This is a genomic window from Nocardiopsis oceani, assembly GCF_054777395.1.
The window spans coordinates 55,678-72,046 of record NZ_BAAHAR010000014.1 but is presented as its reverse complement, the minus strand read 5'-3'; the positions used below and the strand labels follow the sequence as shown (position 1 = coordinate 72,046).

12 protein-coding genes are annotated in these 16,369 nt (G+C 71.5%); 10 read left to right on the top strand and 2 right to left on the bottom strand.

What is annotated here, in order from left to right:
* The first annotated feature begins 51 nt into the window (after window positions 1-51).
* Complete coding sequence (locus ACYVDG_RS10225; protein ID WP_460748774.1) at window positions 52-471, top strand: CBS domain-containing protein; 420 nt, start codon at window positions 52-54, stop codon at window positions 469-471.
* A 96-nt stretch (window positions 472-567) separates the two neighbouring features.
* Here ACYVDG_RS10225 and ACYVDG_RS10220 read toward each other — a convergent pair whose 3' ends face one another.
* A complete protein-coding gene (locus tag ACYVDG_RS10220) occupies window positions 568-4,011 on the bottom strand; it encodes a DNA polymerase III subunit alpha (RefSeq protein WP_460748772.1) in 3,444 nt (1,147 codons plus the stop codon).
* A 220-nt stretch (window positions 4,012-4,231) separates the two neighbouring features.
* Here ACYVDG_RS10220 and ACYVDG_RS10215 point away from each other — a divergent pair, with 220 nt between their 5' ends.
* From ACYVDG_RS10215 to ACYVDG_RS10200, 4 genes are all read left to right on the top strand, one after another.
* On the top strand, window positions 4,232-4,708 hold the full coding sequence (locus ACYVDG_RS10215; RefSeq protein WP_460748769.1) for a GNAT family N-acetyltransferase: 477 nt from the start codon (window positions 4,232-4,234) through the stop codon (window positions 4,706-4,708).
* A 178-nt stretch (window positions 4,709-4,886) separates the two neighbouring features.
* Entirely contained in the window at window positions 4,887-6,065 is a 1,179-nt protein-coding gene (rhaI, locus tag ACYVDG_RS10210) for an L-rhamnose isomerase (protein WP_460748767.1), read from the top strand.
* 56 nt (window positions 6,066-6,121) lie between these two features.
* Window positions 6,122-8,173, top strand: coding sequence for a bifunctional aldolase/short-chain dehydrogenase (locus ACYVDG_RS10205; RefSeq protein ID WP_460748765.1), 2,052 nt, complete (start codon window positions 6,122-6,124; stop codon window positions 8,171-8,173).
* On the top strand, window positions 8,170-9,669 hold the full coding sequence (locus tag ACYVDG_RS10200; protein ID WP_460748762.1) for a rhamnulokinase: 1,500 nt from the start codon (window positions 8,170-8,172) through the stop codon (window positions 9,667-9,669). Before ACYVDG_RS10205 ends, ACYVDG_RS10200 begins: the two co-directional genes overlap by 4 nt.
* Before the next feature lie 34 nt (window positions 9,670-9,703).
* Here ACYVDG_RS10200 and ACYVDG_RS10195 read toward each other — a convergent pair whose 3' ends face one another.
* Entirely contained in the window at window positions 9,704-10,756 is a 1,053-nt protein-coding gene (locus tag ACYVDG_RS10195) for a LacI family DNA-binding transcriptional regulator (RefSeq protein ID WP_460748760.1), read from the bottom strand.
* A 343-nt stretch (window positions 10,757-11,099) separates the two neighbouring features.
* Between ACYVDG_RS10195 and ACYVDG_RS10190 the strand changes: the two genes are divergently transcribed.
* The 5 genes from ACYVDG_RS10190 (at window position 11,100) to ACYVDG_RS10170 (ending at window position 16,289) form a co-directional block, all read left to right on the top strand.
* Window positions 11,100-12,623 (top strand): sugar ABC transporter ATP-binding protein, encoded by a 1,524-nt coding sequence (locus ACYVDG_RS10190; protein WP_460748758.1) that lies wholly within the window; start codon window positions 11,100-11,102, stop codon window positions 12,621-12,623.
* Window positions 12,623-13,699 (top strand): ABC transporter permease, encoded by a 1,077-nt coding sequence (locus ACYVDG_RS10185; RefSeq protein WP_460748756.1) that lies wholly within the window; start codon window positions 12,623-12,625, stop codon window positions 13,697-13,699. The genes ACYVDG_RS10190 and ACYVDG_RS10185 overlap by 1 nt, the downstream gene beginning before the upstream one ends.
* Window positions 13,683-14,768, top strand: coding sequence for an ABC transporter permease (locus tag ACYVDG_RS10180; protein ID WP_460748754.1), 1,086 nt, complete (start codon window positions 13,683-13,685; stop codon window positions 14,766-14,768). The genes ACYVDG_RS10185 and ACYVDG_RS10180 overlap by 17 nt, the downstream gene beginning before the upstream one ends.
* On the top strand, window positions 14,765-15,832 hold the full coding sequence (gene rhaS / locus ACYVDG_RS10175; RefSeq protein ID WP_460748751.1) for a rhamnose ABC transporter substrate-binding protein: 1,068 nt from the start codon (window positions 14,765-14,767) through the stop codon (window positions 15,830-15,832). The genes ACYVDG_RS10180 and rhaS overlap by 4 nt, the downstream gene beginning before the upstream one ends.
* Window positions 15,833-15,971: 139 nt before the next feature.
* Window positions 15,972-16,289, top strand: a complete 318-nt coding sequence (locus ACYVDG_RS10170) for an L-rhamnose mutarotase (protein WP_460748749.1) — start codon at window positions 15,972-15,974, stop codon at window positions 16,287-16,289.
* Window positions 16,290-16,369 lie beyond the last annotated feature (80 nt).

Genomic DNA, 16,369 nt, shown 5'->3' with positions numbered 1-16,369 from the left:
CCGGACTCGGCTAGTGGGGCCTGTGTGGGCAACACGGAGAAGGGGACAGCCATGGTGGACAGCGTTGCCGAAGTGATGTCCGGGCCGGTGCGGACGGTCGCACCCAAGACCACTCTGCGTAAAGTAGCCGAAATCATGCGGTACTCCGACGTCGGCGACGTCGTTGTGGCAGAGGGAGGACATCTCAGGGGCATCCTGACCGACCGCGACATCGTGGTGCGCTGTATCGCCGAGGGCGGCGACCCGGAGCGCGTCCAGGCGGGCGAGGTCTGCAGCTCAGAAGTGGTGACCGTGCCGCGCCACGGCAGCGTCGGAGACGCCGTGCACGCCATGCGCACGGGGACCATTCGCCGTCTGCCGGTCGTCGAGGGGGATGAAGTGGTGGGTGTCGTGACCATGGGCGACCTGGCACGGGTGGCCGACGACCGTTACGCGCTGGCCGATGTCAGCCCGGCCGAGCCCAACCTCTGACCGAAGGCCTCACTGGAGGGGTGCCTCCGTCCGGAAACGGGGGCTGGACGGAGGCACCCTGTTCTTCTCTTGCAGCCTCGGCCTGGATATTGCCGGTCAGCCTCCGGAGCTGCCGGGGCTGGCGTGCCACAGGGCGCGCGGGGCGGGGTCCGAGCGCAGGTCGGCGTAGGGGGACAGCCGGGCCCCGTTGGCGTAGCGCACCGGGCGGCCGCCCACGCTCCGGCCGCCGTCGCCCCGGCCGTCGCGGCGGGGCGCCTCGGGGTTCGGGCGCAGCGCCGCGGCCAACCCCTCCCTGCCCTCCTCCGTCCAGGCACGGTCGAGGACTTGCAGGTCGTGGACGTCCTCGACGGTGAGAGTGGCCAGCCCCGAGCCCTTCGCCCGGCGCACCCGGCCGCGCACGGCCATCAGCCAGGAACCGAACAGCGGGGCTGCGGCCCGCCCCTGGGCGGACTCGAACAGGGCCAGGTCCACCAGGCCCGTGCCGTCGTCCAGGGTGGCGAAGACGATCCGCTGGCCCGAACGCACGGCGGGGGTCTGCGTGGCCACCTTCACCCCCGCCACCAGGACCTCCCGGCCCTCGGTGACCCGGTTCAGGTCGCGGGCGCGCACCAGGCGGTGCCCGGCGGCCAGGGCGGCGAGCAGTTCCTCGTGCCCGTCGATCAGGTGGCGGCTGGTCTCGTAACCCAGCACCTCCAGCTCGTCGGCGACCCGTTCGGCGGCGGTGGTCGGCGGCAGCGAACCCTGGGCGGGAGTGGCCCCTTCCACCGCCAGCGGCAGCTGGCCCGGGGCGGTTCGGTCGCCGTCCCCGCCCCCGCGGCCGCCTCGGTGCGCACGGTTCCAGGCGCTGGCCTGCAAGAGGAGGTCGCGCCGGTCGGGTGCGCCGGGACCGGTGCCGACCCCGTGCAGGGCGTCGAAGGCGCCCACCCGCACCAGGTGGTCCAGCACGTCCCGGGAGGGACGGGCCCGGCGGGCGGTATCGGTGAGGGAGGTGAAGGGCCGTTCGGCCAGGAGGCGCTCCACCTCGGCCGAGGTGATCCCCCGGACGTCGGAGAGCGAGGCCCGCACGCCCCAGTGGCCGTCGTCGACGCGCTCGACCCGCCAGGAGGAGCCGGACCGGTTGACGTCCACGCCCAGGAGCGGAACGCCGTGGCGCCGGGCGTCGGCGACCAGGACCCGGCGCGGGTACATGCCGGGGTCGTGGGTGAGGATCCCCGCGTAGAAGGCGGCCGGGTGGTGCCGCTTGAGCCAGGCCGACTGGTAGGCGGGTACGGCGAAGGCCACCGCGTGGGCGCGGCAGAACCCGAAGGCCCCGAACGAGCTCACCAGCTCCCAGACCAGGTCCACGGTCTCCCGGGAGTGCCCGCAGTCCAGGGCCATGGTGGTGAAGTCCTGCCGTGCCTCGGCGAGCCCTCTTTCGGTGGCGAGCTGGCGGCGCATCACCTCGGCCCGGTCCAGTCCGCAGGCGGTCATGGCGTGGAACAGGGCGATGACCTGCTCGTGCCAGATCACCACCCCGCCGGTCTCGGTGAGGATGTCGGACACCACCGGGGTGGGTGTCTCGACCGGCTCCCCGGAGCGGGCGGCGAGGTAGGGGGTGATCATGTCCCCGGCGACCGGGCCGGGCCGGAACAGGGAGATGTCGGCGGTCAGGTCGGCGAGGTCGCGGGGGCGCAGCCGGGAGACGAGCTCGCGCTGGCCGGGCGACTCGATCTGGAAACAGCCCAAGGTGTCGGAGGCGGCGATCATCGCGTAGGTGGCCGCGTCGTCGGCGGGGACCTCCGCCAGGTCCAGGGACTCGTCACCGGTGCGCTCGATCTCGTCACGGGTGTGCGCCATGGCGGACTGCATGCGCACCCCGATCACGTCGAGTTTGATGAACCCCATGGGCTCCACGCTCTCCTTGTCGAGCTGGACCATGGGGTGGCCGGACAGGGCGGGTTCGAGGGGGATCCGGTCGCGCAGGGTGGAGTCGGAGACCACGAGGCCGCAGGGGTGCATGGCGGTGTGCCGGGGCAGCCCGTCCAGGCGTTCGGCCAGGCGGAACAGCTCCCGGGTGGCGGGGCCGTCCAGTCCTGAACCCTCATAGCCGCGCAGCTCGGGCAGTTCCCGCGCGGCGTCGCGGATGCGCCCGGCCCGCACGTGCGGGAAGGCCTTGGCCAGCCGGTCGATCTCCGCCGGGGGGATGCGCAGCGCCGAGCCGACGTCGCGGATCGCGCTGCGGGCGCGGTAGGTCTCCATCATCGACACGCACGCGGTGCCGTCCGGGTAGCCGCCGAACACCGCCTCGTAGGCCTCCAGCCTGCGTGCCGACTCCACGTCCAGGTCGATGTCGGGAAGTCCGGTGCGGCTCTGGCTGAGGAAGCGCTCCATCAGCAGGCCGTGGTCGAGGGGGTTGACCTCGGAGATGCCCACCAGGTGGTTGACCAGGCTGCCGGTGCCCGATCCGCGGATAGAGCAGCGGATGCCCTTGTCCCGGATACGGGTGGCGGCGTCGGTGACGGTGAGGAAGTAGGCGGACAGGCGCTTGCGTTCGATGATGTCCAGTTCGTGTGCGAGGCGGCTCCGGGCGCGCGGGTCGCGCTCCAGCCCGAGCCGGTGCAAGCCGTCCTCGCAGGCGCGCAGGAGGCCCTCGCTGGCGTTGGGCACGTCCGGGAGGTGGACGCGGTCCATGCCGAGGTCGGCCCCGGGATCCAGGGCGCAAGAGGCGGCCAGGGCGTTGGTGTGGGCGATCATGCGCCGGGCCCGGCCGGTGTCGCCGCCGCACAGGCGTTCGGCCACGGCCAGCATCTCGGCGCCGCCGGTGAGGTAGGCGCGGTCGCCGGCGGGCCCGGTCGGGGCACCTCGGACCGTGCGGCGGCGGGCCTCGTCCAGGATGTGCGCGACCTCGGCGTCCTCTGCCTTCGGGTAGCGGGCGGCGTTGGTGAGCACGGCCAGGGTGTGGGTCTCGGCGGCCAGGGTGAGCAGGCCGCGGGCGGTGCGCCGCTGTTCGGGCAGGCCGTGGTCGAACACCTCCACCGCGATCTCGCAGGTGGCCCGCCAGTGGTCGAGCAGGCGGCGGGCGTGGCCGGGGCGTTCGGCGGCGATGGCCCGCCCCACGTCGGAGCGGGGACCCAGCAGGACCACGACCCCCGCGGCTCCGGCGGCCACGTCCTCAAGGGTCAGGGCGGGGGTTTCGGGGGCCTCGGGGCGCGGTGTGTGGGCCCGGGTGACGAGTCGGCACAGGCTGGCCCATCCCTGGGAGCCCCGGGCCAGGACCGTGACCCGGCCGGTGGGGGAGGAGGGCCCGGACGTGGGTGCGGGCTCTGCGGGGACCAGCGCGAGGTCGCAGCCGAGCACGGGCCGGACCCCGGTGCGCTGGCAGGCGCGGACGTGGTCGACCACCCCGTACACGCCGTCGCGGTCGGTGAGGGCGAGGATCTCCTGGCCGAGTTCGGCGGCGCGTTCCACCAGGGCGGCGGGCGGGTGGGTGCCGTGCCTGGTGGAGAAGGAGGACACGGAGTTCAGGTGGACGAAGTCCGTGTGCTCACCGCTGAGCGGCATCTGCTGGTCCTCCCCGTGGGACGGTGCGCTGCGGCCGGTGTCGCGTCGGCGGGGAAGAGGCAGCCGTGTCGAACTGGTGTACGAATACTAGCCCAGAAAGAGTGGTGGTTGCACCTCTGGCCTGGGTAAACGCGGCCGGGGAAGGGTTGGAAGGCCCGTGTGGCGGCGGTTTCCGGGGTAGGGGATGACCGGTTCGGTCAGCTGCGGAACAATCCCGGGCATGAGCGATGTACACGTACGCCCGGCCACCCCTCAGGACCTGAACGCCGTCGCCGCACTGCGCTGGTGGTGGATGCGGGAGAACCACGGAGAGCCCGATGTCCCCCTCGACGATTTCGTGCCCCGGTTCGTCGACTGGGGGAAGCGCAACGCCGATTCCCACCACTGCTTCATCACGGTTCTGCACGGCACGGTCATCGGTATGGCGTGGTTGGCCGTCACCCGGCGCGTGCCGTTTCCCGGCGAGTTCGAGCGGGCCTCAGGGGATGTGCAGTGCGTGTACGTGCTGCCGGAGCACCGTGACGGCGGCGTGGGCGGCCTGATGGTCGAGGCTGTGCTGGAGCTGGCCCGCGAGTTCGGGGTGGGGCGGGTGACCGTCCACTCCAGCGACCGGGCCGTCTCCGCCTACGCCCGCCACGGGTTCGCCGTGTCCCCGCGCCTGCTGCAGACCGAGCCGGGTGCGGCCTCCGTGTCTTAGCGTCGGCGCCGAAGCCGGTCTGAGAAAAAACGATTCAAGCGCGTGTTGCCCCCATGTCCTGCAATAACACAGGGCAGATGTTGACATGCTCCGCGGCGCACGAGTAAGTTCAGGCCAACTTCACTGAAACGATTCAATTCGCTTGGATCCCCGGCCGTCGAACCGAACGGAGACCCCCGTGGCACCTTCCTCAGACCGCCGCGCCGACGCCCTGGACACCCTGCGGCGCCAACACATCGAGCTGCCCTCCTGGGCCTTCGGCAACTCGGGCACCCGGTTCAAGGTCTTCGGCCAACCGGGGGTGCCCCGCGACCCCTGGGAGAAGCTGGCCGACGCCGCAGAGGTCCACCGCCTGACGGGCGTGGCCCCGACGGTCGCGCTCCACATCCCCTGGGACAAGGTGGACGACTACGGGGCCTTGGCCGCATACGCGCGCGAGGCCGGGATCGGCATCGGCACGATCAACTCCAACGTCTTCCAGGACGACGACTACAAGCTCGGCAGCGTCACCAACCCCGACCCCAAGGTCCGCCGCAAGGCCACGAACCACCTGCTGGACTGCGTGGACGTCATGGACGCCACCGGCTCGCGCGACCTCAAGCTCTGGTTCTCCGACGGCACCAACTACCCCGGCCAGGACGACTTGCGCGCGCGCCAGGACCGGCTGGCCGAAGCGCTCTCCGAGGTGTACGCCCGCTTGGGCGCGCACCAGCGGATCCTGTTGGAGTACAAGCTCTTCGAGCCCGCCTTCTACGCCACCGACGTGCCGGACTGGGGCACCGCCTACGCGCACTGTCTCGAACTCGGCGAACGGGCGGTGGTGTGCGTGGACACCGGGCACCACGCGGCGCACACCAACATCGAGTTCATCGTCGCCTTCCTGTTGCGGGCCGGGAAGCTCGGCGCCTTCGACTTCAACTCCCGCTTCTACGCCGACGACGACCTCATGGTGGGCGCGGCCGACCCCTTCCAGCTCTTCCGCATCATGTACGAGGTCGCGCGGGGCGGTGGCCTGGCCGCCGACACCGAGGTCGCCTTCATGCTCGACCAGTGCCACAACATCGAGCCCAAGGTCGCCGGGCAGATCCGCTCGGTCATGAACGTCCAGGAGGCCACGGCCAAGGCCCTGCTCGTGGACGGTGACGCCTTGGACGCGGCCCAGCGCGAGGGCGACGTGCTCGGCGCCAACGCCGTGCTCATGGACGCCTACAACACCGACGTGCGCCCCCTCCTCGCCGGCCTCCGCGAGGACCAGGGCCTGGAGCCCGACCCCATGGCGGCGCATGCCGCCTCCGGCTACGTGGAGCGGGTCAGCGCCGAGCGCGTGGGCGGAACCCAGGCCGGGTGGGGTGCGTGAACGACCGCCCCGCGCCAGCCATCCCTCCGCACTCCAGGACCGCACAGGGAGACACCGTGCCCGACCCCGTCGTCACCGAGCTCATCGAGCGCAGCAACACCCTTGGCACCGATCCGCGCAACACCAACTTCGCCGGGGGCAACACCTCCGCCGCCGGCGCCGCAACCGACCCCGTCACCGGACAGGACGTCGACCTGCTGTGGGTCAAGGGCTCCGGCGGGGACCTGGGCACCCTCACCGAAGAAGGACTCTCGGTCCTGCGGCTGGACCGGCTGCGCGCCTTGGTCGACGTCTACCCGGGCGAGGAGCGCGAGGACGAGATGGTCGCCGCCTTCGACCACTGCCTCTTCGGCAAGGGCGGCGCCGCACCCTCCATCGACACCGCCATGCACGGCCTGGTCCGCTCCGCCCACGTGGACCACCTGCACCCCGACTCCGGGATCGCCCTGGCCACGGCGGCCGACGGCGAGCGCCTCACCCGGGAGTGCTTCGGCGACCGCGTGGTGTGGGTGCCTTGGCGCCGCCCCGGTTTCCAGCTCGGCCTGGACATCGCCGCCATCGCCGAGGAGAACCCGAACGCCATCGGCGCGGTCCTGGGCGGCCACGGCATCACCGCCTGGGCAGACACCAGCGAACAGTGCCAGGCCAACTCGCTGGAGATCATCCGCACCGCGGAGGCCTTCATCGCTGAGCGCGGCCGGAACGGGCAGGGCAACGCGCGCCCCTTCGGCCCCGCCCTGGAAGGCTACGGGGCCCTGCCCGAGGCTGAGCGCCGTGCGCGCGCCGCGGCCTTGGCCCCGGTGATCCGCGGCCTCGCCTCCACCGACCACCCCCAGGTCGGCCACTTCACCGACACCGAACCCGTCCTCGACTTCCTCTCCGGCGCCGAGCATCCCCGCCTGGCCGCCCTGGGCACCTCCTGCCCGGACCACTTCCTGCGCACCAAGGTCCGCCCCCTGGTGCTCGACCTGCCCGCCACCGCATCCGTGGACGAGGCGGTCACCCGGCTGGGCGAGCTGCACCGGGAGTACCGCGCCGAGTACCGCGACTACTACGAGCGTCACGCCAGCCCCGACAGCCCCGCCATGCGCGGTGCCGACCCGGCGATCGTCCTGGTCCCGGGCGTGGGCATGTTCTCCTTCGGCAAGGACGCCAAGACCGCGCGCGTGGCGGGGGAGTTCTACGTCAACGCGATCAACGTGATGCGCGGCGCCGAGACGGTCTCCACCTACCGGCCCATCGAGGAGTCGGAGAAGTTCCGCATCGAGTACTGGGCCCTGGAGGAAGCCAAGCTGAAGCGGCTGCCCGCACCGAAGCCGCTCGCCACGCGGGTCGCCCTGGTGACCGGCGCCGCCAGCGGGATCGGCCGGGCGATCGCCGCCCGCCTGGCCGCCGAGGGAGCCTGCGTGGTGGTGGCCGACCTGGACGGCGAACAGGCCGCCAAGGTCGCGGCGGAGCTGGGCACCGCCGACACGGCGATCGGTCTGGCCTGCGACGTCAGCGACGCCGCCGCCGTGGAGCGGGCCTTCGCTGAGGCGGCACTGGCCTTCGGCGGCATCGACCTGGTGGTCAACAACGCCGGGCTGTCCATCTCCAAGCCGCTGCTGGAGACCACCGAGCACGACTGGGACCTGCAGCACGACGTCATGGCGAAGGGGTCCTTCCTGGTCTCCCGGGAGGCCGCCCGGCTGATGGCCGCCCAGGGGCTGGGCGGCGACATCGTCTACGTCGCCTCGAAGAACGCCGTGTTCGCCGGGCCCAACAACATCGCCTACTCGGCGGTCAAGGCCGACCAGGCCCACCAGGTGCGGTTGCTCGCCGCCGAACTGGGCGGCGAGGGCATCCGGGTCAACGGCGTCAACCCCGACGGGGTGGTGCGCGGCTCGGGGATCTTCGCGGGCGGCTGGGGCGCCCAGCGCGCCAAGGTCTACGGGGTGGAAGAGGAGGAGTTGGGCGCCTTCTACGCCAAGCGGACCATCCTCGGCAAGGAGGTGTTGCCCGAGCACGTGGCCAACGCGGTGTTCGCGCTCACCGCCGGGGAGCTGTCGCACACCACCGGGCTCCACGTTCCCGTCGACAGCGGCGTGGCCGCGGCCTTCCTGCGATGAGCGCCCGGAGAGAGGCGGGGTCGGTGCCCGTGCACGCGGCGGTCGACCTGGGTGCCTCCAGCGGAAGGGTGATCGCCGGGTCCTTCGACGGAACCCGGCTGCGGACCGAGGAGGTGGCCCGGTTCCCCAACACACCGGTCACCGTGCCGGCGGGGGAGCGCGAGGTCCTGCACTGGGACGTTCTGGCGCTCTTCGCCGGGGTCGCCTCCGGACTGCGGCGGGCCGCCGAGAGCCAAGGCCTGGCCTCGATCGGCATCGACTCCTGGGCGGTGGACCACGGCTTGCTCGACGCCGACGGTGCCCTGGTGGGCAACCCGGTGCACTACCGGGACCGTCGCACCGACGGGGTCCCCGAACAGGTCTTCGCCCACTGCCCAGCGGCCGACCTCTACGCGGCGAACGGCCTCCAGGTCCAACCCTTCAACACCCTCTTCCAGCTCGCCGCCGCCTCCGGAAGCGCCCAGCTGGCCGCGGCTCGGGACCTGCTGCTCATCCCCGACCTGCTCGGGCACTGGCTGACGGGTGAGCGGGTCGCCGAGCTGACCAACGCCTCCACCACCGGCCTGGTAGACGTGCGCCTCCGGCAGTGGGCCGACCGCTGCTTGGACCTGCTGTCAGAGGGCTTCGGGGTCCCCGCGCGGGGCCTGCTGCCCGAACTCGTCGAACCCGGGCACGTGGTGGGGCGGCTGCGCGGGGACGTCGGCGCCGCGGCCGGGGCGCCGCTGGTGGCGGTGGGCTCGCACGACACCGCGTCCGCGGTGGTGGCGGTCCCCGCCCGCACCCCGAACTTCGCCTACGTGTCCTCGGGGACCTGGTCGCTGGTCGGGGTCGAGCTGGAGGGCCCGGTGCTCACCGAGGCGGGACGTGCCGCCAACTTCACCAACGAGCTCGGGGTGGACGGCACCGTCCGCTACCTGCGCAACGTCACGGGCCTGTGGCTCCTCCAGGAGTCCCTGCGCGTGTGGCGGGAGCGCGGACGGGACGTCGAGCTGGCCTCCCTGTTGGAACAGGCCTCTGCGCTCCCGGCGCGCACGACCGTGGTGGACGTGGACGACCCGCGTTTCCTGCCCCCAGGCGACATGCCCGCCCGGATCCGGGCCTTCGCGGCTGAGACCGGCCAGCCCGAACCCGGCACTGAGGCGGAGGTCGTGCGGTGCGTCCTGGACTCCCTCGCACTCGCCTACCGGCGCGCGGTCCACGAGGCGGCGGAGTTGAGCGGGACCTCCGTGGAGGTGGTCCACGTGGTGGGCGGGGGCGTGCACAACACCCTGCTGTGCCAGCTCACCGCGGACGCGGTGGGTCTCCCCGTGGTCGCGGGTCCGGCCGAGGGCGCCGCCGTCGGCAACCTGCTGGTCCAGGCCAGGGCGGTCGGAGCCGTGGACGGTGACCTGGCCCGCCTGCGCGGGGTCGTAGCCGAGTCCACCGAGCTCCGGCGCTACGAGCCCGCCGGGACCGAAGAGCACTGGTACCGGGCCCAGCGTCGGCTGACGGGCTAAGTGAAACGTTTCAATCCGCCCCTGGGGTGCCGCCTCAGGGGCGGTGGACGGCGGTGGAGCCGCGCAGGACGAGCTCGGGGGTGAACAGCAGCCGCTCGTGCGCGTGGTCCGGGTCGTCCAGCTGCGAACGGAGCAGGCGCATCGCCGACCGGCCCAGTTCGTACTTGGGCTGGGCGACGGTCGTCAGGCCGGGGTGGACCAGGTCGGCGACGTCCACGTTGTCGTAGCCGACCACCGAGATGTCGTCGGGGACGCGGAACCCGCGCTGGCCCAGCCCCTTCATGAACCCCAGGGCGAGCTGGTCGTTGGCGCAGAAGACCGCCTTCGGCCGCTGGCGGGGGCCGCCCGCGAGGGCCGCGTCCACCGCGCGCTCGCCTTGGTCGGGATTGAGCTGGGGCAGGTCGACGACGCTGATCGACGCGTCGGGGTCCAGGTCGGCCTCGACGAAGGCTTCGCGCAGGCCTTCGTGGCGTCGGCGGACCTGCTCGATGGCGAAGGGCCCGGTCACGAAGGTGACCCGTTCGTGGCCGAGACCGATGAGGTGGCGTCCGGCGGCCAAGCCTCCCGCGTGGTTGTCCACGCTGACACTGCACCCCACCTCCTCCGAGACGTCGCCGCGGTCCAGAGCGACCCAAGCGACCCCCTGCTTGCTGAGCCACAGCAGGTCGGACAGGTCGTCGTCGACCGGCATCACCACCGCGCCCGCGGCCCGCTGCTCGGCCAGCAGCCGGAGGTTGCGGTGCTGCCGCTCCGCCGTCTCCGCGGAGTTGAGCAGGATGACCGCCAGGCCCAGTTCGGCGGCCTCGTCCTCCACGCCGCGGGCCACCTCGGTGAAGAAGGGGTTGGTCACGTCCAGGACCAGGAGCCCCACGGCCTGGCTGCGGCCGGAGCGCAGGTTGCTCCCGGAGGAGTTGCGCACGTAGTCGAGCTCGGCGATGGCGGCTTCGACCTTGGCCCTGGTCGCCTCGGCGACCCGCTCCGGACGGTTGAGCACGTTCGACACGGTCCCGGGAGAGACCCCAGCGTGCTTGGCGACCTCGGTGATCCCCGCGGGGCGTCGCGCTGGGGAGGTTTCGGCTGTCGGCAACGAGGTCTCCGGTGCTCAGTGTGGGTCGGGTGCTCAGTGTGGGGCGATCCGGTACGGGTGTCAGCGGCGCTGTGCGCTGGGGCGGATCCGCGTTCCGGCGGACGGTGCCTCATGCTCACACCCGGATTGAAACGTGTCAACAACGCTCGGTGCGGCGGTTCGGTGCGTCGCGTGGCCGTCCTGGGGCGGCTGGCGTGCCCGGACTCGAAGTGCGGACCGGTGTCCGCGAATTCTCTTCCGGCCTCTTGACGTGCGGATGTGGCACGCCTAACATCCCCACCATATTAAAACGTTTTGAGGCTGTCTGCCAAGAAACACGGACTCAGCACCAAGGAGGGCGCACGTGCCCGAAAAGCCGTCGCCGGTTCCTCCACCCCTCGCCCTGGCCGATGTCAGCAAAGCCTTCGGAAGCGTACGCGCCCTGCGCGGGCTCTCCCTCGAACTGCGCGCCGGTGAGATCCACGCCCTGGTCGGGGAGAACGGGGCGGGTAAGTCCACCCTGGTCAAGACCATCGCCGGGGTCCACCGGCCGGACACCGGGGAAGTCCTGGTCGACGGGGATCCGGCCGTGTTCGGCGCGCCCGTCGACGCCCAGCGCGCGGGCGTGGCGGTCATCTACCAGGAGCCCACGCTCTTCCCGGACCTGTCGGTGGCCGAAAACATCTTCGTCGGCCGCCAGCCGCGGACCCGGCTGCGCACCATCGACCGGGGCCTGATGCGCCGCCGGACCCAAGAGGCCTTCACCCGCCTAGGCGTGGAGATCGACCCCGACCGCCCGGCGCGGGGCCTGTCCATCGCCGACCAACAGCTGGTCGAGATCGCCAAGGCCCTCACCCGCCGGGCCCGGGTCCTGGTCATGGACGAACCCACCGCGGCCCTCTCCGGGGTGGAGGCCGAACGCCTCTTCGGGGTCGCCCGCTCCCTGCGCGACGACGGCGCCGCGCTGCTGTTCATCTCCCACCGCTTCGACGAGGTCTTCGCGCTCTCCGACCGGGTCACCGTCGTACGCGACGGCGCGTTCGTCTCCTGCGACCCCACGGCCGAGTTGGACGTGGACACCGTGGTCCGCCGGATGGTCGGCCGCGACGTCACGACCCTGTACCCGAAGGAGGACGCCCCGGTCGGCGACACCGTCCTGGAGGTCGAGGGCCTGACCCGCGAGGGCGTCTTCACCGACGTGTCCTTCCACGTGCGCGCCGGTGAGATCGTGGCCCTGGCCGGGCTCGTGGGCGCCGGCCGCAGCGAGGTCATCCGGGCCGCCTTCGGCGTGGACCTCCCCGACTCCGGAACCGTCCGTGTACTGGGCCGGACCCTGCCCAACGGCCGCCCGAAGGCCGCCATGGCGGCGGGGGCCGCGCTCGTCCCCGAGGACCGGCGCCTCCAAGGGCTGGTCATGGAGGCCTCCATCGAACGCAACGCCACCGCCACCCGGCGCGTGCCGCTGAGCCGCCTCGGGCTGCTGCGCCCGGGTGCCGAACGCGATGCCGCCGGTGACTGGGGAGCACGCCTGCACCTCAGGTACGGCGACCTCGCCGACCCGGTCTCCACGCTCTCCGGCGGCAACCAGCAGAAGGTCGTCCTGGCCAAGTGGCTCGCCACGGAACCCAAGGTGCTCTTCATCGACGAACCCACCCGCGGCATCGACGTCGGCACCAAGGCCGAGGTGCACCGGCTGCTCTCCCGCCTGGCGGGGGAGGGCCTGGCCATCGTCATGGTCTCCAGCGAACTCCCGGAGGTCCACGGTATGGCCGACCGGGTCCTGGTCATGCACGAGGGCCGGGTCACGGCCGAACTCGACCGGGACGAGGCCGACGAGGAGTCGGTGATGTACGCGGCCACCGGACAGCACCCGACCGAGGTGGCCTGATGCGCGCCTTCCCCCCTACCCCCCAGTCGGAAGAGCCCGTGAACCCGTCCGACCCGGAGAACACGCCCCACAAGGGTCCCCCGAGCGGGCGGCCCGCCCGCCGCACGCGACAGGTACGCGAACTCGGCGTCCTGCTCGCGGTCGTGGTCCTCATCGTCGCCACCTGCCTGTACAACCCCGGCTTCCTGTCCGCGCAGGGCGTGCGCGACCTCTTCCTCGGGGCGACGGTGCTGTCCGTCCTCGCGGTCGGTCAGGCGCTGGTGCTCATCACCAAGAACGTCGACCTCTCAGTGGGCTCGGTGATGGGCCTTGCCGCATTCGGCACCGGGGTCCTCTTCGTCGCCTTCCCTGGGCTGCCCGTCCCGGTGGCCGTGGTCTGCGGCATCGCCATCGGAGCGGTGTGCGGTCTGCTCAACGGGGTCCTGGTCACGAGTGTCCAGGTGCCTTCGCTGGTGGTCACCCTCGGAACGCTCTACGCCTACCGGGGGCTCAACCACTGGTGGGCCGACGGCGGCCAGATCAACGCCCACGACATGCCCGGCTCCTTCCTCGCGCTGGGCCGGATCAGCGTCCTGGGGGTTCCGCTCCCGGCAGCGGTGGCCATCGTCACCGTGGTCGCGATCGGCCTGTACCTGTCCCACTACCGCTCGGGCCGCGAACTGTACGCGATCGGATCCAACGCCGAAGCCGCCCGCCTGTCCGGCATCCCCGCCGGGCGGCGCGTCCTGGTCGCCTTCGTCGTCAACGGCTCCCTGGCCGGGCTGGCAGGGGTGCTGTTCGCCGCCCGCTACGGCACGGTCGACTCCACCGTCGGGTTCGGCATGGAACTCCAGGTGGTCGCGGCCGCCGTGGTCGGAGGGGTGGCCATCGCGGGCGGGATCGGCACCGTCTACGGAGCCGCCATCGGCGCGGTACTGATGACCACCATCACCGCCGCCCTGCCCATCTGGCAGATCAACCAGTTCTGGCACCAGGCCGTGGTGGGCGCCCTGATCCTGGCCGCCATCGGCCTGGACCGCCTGCTGGCCCTGCGCACCGCCCGCAAGCTTCGAGGAGGGGGTGCCCGTGGCGCCTGAACACACCGTCGCACCCGCCAGGCCGGGGCTCGGCGCCCGCCTGTACTCGGTGCTGTCACTGCGCGAGTCACCGGTACTCGGAGCGCTGCTGGTCAGCCTGCTCTGCGCCAGCCTGTTCGTCGACAGCTTCACCACCGAACGCAATATCGGTTTCCTGCTGCTGAGCGTGGCCGCCATCGCCCTGATGGCCCTGCCCATGACCCTCATCGTCATCACCGGGGAGATCGACCTGTCGGTGGCCAGCACCCTGGCCCTGAGCAGCGCCACCATGGGCGTGCTGTGGGAGGCAGGGGTACCCATCGAGACCGCTCTGTGGGTCTGCCTCGGTGTCGGGCTGCTCTTAGGGGCACTCAACGGGGTCCTGGTCACCCTGTGTGGTCTGCCGTCCCTGGCCGTGACCATCGGCACCATGGCCCTCTACCGGGGGTTGGCCTACGTCCTGCTCGGTGACCGGGCCGTGGCCAGCTACCCGCAGGACTGGGTCAGCGGTGCCCGGTCCACCTTCCTGGGCATCTCAGGGCTGCCGTGGATCGCGGTGCTCATCGCCGTCCTGGCCCTGCTGTTCGCGGTCCTGCTGCACGCCTCCGCGCTGGGCCGCTCCCTGTACGACATCGGCAACAACCCCGAGGCGGCCCGCTTCGCCGGTGTCTCGGTCAAGTGGACCAAATTCTGGCTGTTCGTCACCAGCGGCCTCGTCTCCGCCGGGGCCGGGGTGTTCTGGACGCTGCAGTACGGGACCTCCAGGGCCGACACCGCCTTCGGCCTCGAACTGCAGGTCGTGGCCGCGGTCCTGTTGGGCGGAGTGTCCATCTTCGGGGGCGTGGGGAGCGTCGTGGGGGTGATGGCCGGGGTGCTCCTGCTCGGCTCCATCCGCAACGCGCTCCAGCTCCTGGGGATCTCCAGTGAGGTCCTGCAGGTGGTCACGGGCCTGATCCTCATCGCCTCCGTCTTCGCACCCAACCTGGCGGCCCGGTTCCGCGCCCGTCGAAAACCGGATACCGGAAATCCCGAACCCACCCGAACCGGCCGGACGAGTCCGGCCGCCGCCACCACCGGAGAGAAGCCATGACCGACCCCCTGCGCCGAACGCCCCTGCTGTTCGCGGCGGCCGCGTCCGCGGTCCTGCTTACCACCGCCTGCGGCGGTACCACCATCGACGACGCCCAAGACGACGAGGGCTCCGGGCCCACCGGTACCGCCGACCCGGACGCCGAGATCCCCGAGGGCCTGCAGGTCGACTTCCTGCCCAAGCAGCTCAACAACCCCTTCTTCGAGTTGGTCAACGCGGGCGGTGTCGAAGCCGTCGAGGAGATCGCCGGAGAGGCCACCGAGCGGGGCGGTACCGAGCCCACGGCCGACTCCCAGGTGGAGTACATCAATGCCGCCAGTCAGGACGGCAGCGACGTCATCGTGATCGCGGCCAACGACCCGGACGCGGTGTGCCCCGCGCTCGACGAGGCCAGGGACAACGGTGCCGCCGTCGTCAGCTACGACTCCGACGCCAACTGCACGGACGTGTTCGTCAACCAGTCCTCCAACGAGCTCATCGGCCAGACCCTGGTCGACATGGTCAGTGCGGACCTCGGAGGTGAGGGCACCTTCGCCATCCTGTCCGCCACCCCGAACGCCACCAACCAGAACGCGTGGATCGAGGAGATGGAGCAGATCCTCGAGGAGGACGAGTACTCCGACCTGGAGTTGGTCGACACCGTCTACGGAAACGACGACGACCTGGAGTCCTTCCAGGAGATGCAGGGCCTGGTGCAGGCCCACCCGGATCTGGACGGTGTCGTGTCGCCGACCACCGTGGGCCTGGCCGCGGCGGCCCGCTACATCAGCGACTCGGAGTACCAGGGCGAGCTGGCCGTCACCGGCCTGGGCGAACCCGGCCAGATGCGCGAGTTCGTGCACGACGGCACGGTCGACGAGTTCGCGTTGTGGGACCCGCACGAGCTCGGCTACCTCGCCGGGTACACCGGTGCCGCACTCCAGGCCGGGCAGATCACCGGGGCCGAGGGGGAGACCTTCACGGCGGGGGAGCTCGGCGAGTTCACGTTCGAGACCGACGGTGAGATCGTCCTGGGTCCGCCACAGGTCTTCGACGCCGACAACGTCGACGACTTCGACTTCTGACCCCTGCGGTTTGCGACCAGTTCCGACCAGCTAGGTCCCACCCGCTGAGTCTCACCCGCTGAGTCTCACCTGTAAGTTCCCACCCGTGCCGGAGGCGGGCCCCTCTCCGCCTCCGGCACATCCATCAGAAAGGCACCCCGTGCAACGCGTGTGTTTCGTGCTCAAGGTGCGCCAAGACCGTCTCAAGGAATACAAGGAGCGCCATGCCGAGGTCTGGCCGGAGATGAGGGCGGCCCTGTCCGCCACCGGCTGGAACAACTACTCGCTGTTCTGCGACGACCGGGGCATGGTCGTGGGCTACCTGGAGACGGAGGACTTCGAGGCCGCCCGTGCCGCTATGGCCGAGACCGAGGTCAACGCGCGCTGGCAGGCGGAAATGGCCCCGCTCTTCGAGAGCCTGCCCGGCCGCCCCGATGAGGGAATGGTGCCGCTGACCGAGGTCTTCCACCTGCCCTGACCGATCGTGCTTTGGTTGGGGGTTCCCCTGTTGTGGTGGGATGCCTGCTCTGTGGTTGGGGTGTCTGCGTTGGGGTGGGT

What these genes read in the sequence shown, in the direction of transcription:
- ACYVDG_RS10225 (WP_460748774.1), top strand. Translation starts at nt 52, where the DNA reads ATGGTGGACAGCGTTGCCGAAGTGATGTCCGGGCCGGTGCGGACGGTC.
- ACYVDG_RS10220 (WP_460748772.1), bottom strand. Translation starts at nt 4,011, where the DNA reads ATGCCGCTCAGCGGTGAGCACACGGACTTCGTCCACCTGAACTCCGTG.
- ACYVDG_RS10215 (WP_460748769.1), top strand. Translation starts at nt 4,232, where the DNA reads ATGAGCGATGTACACGTACGCCCGGCCACCCCTCAGGACCTGAACGCC.
- ACYVDG_RS10200 (WP_460748762.1), top strand. Translation starts at nt 8,170, where the DNA reads ATGAGCGCCCGGAGAGAGGCGGGGTCGGTGCCCGTGCACGCGGCGGTC.
- ACYVDG_RS10185 (WP_460748756.1), top strand. Translation starts at nt 12,623, where the DNA reads ATGCGCGCCTTCCCCCCTACCCCCCAGTCGGAAGAGCCCGTGAACCCG.
- rhaS (WP_460748751.1), top strand. Translation starts at nt 14,765, where the DNA reads ATGACCGACCCCCTGCGCCGAACGCCCCTGCTGTTCGCGGCGGCCGCG.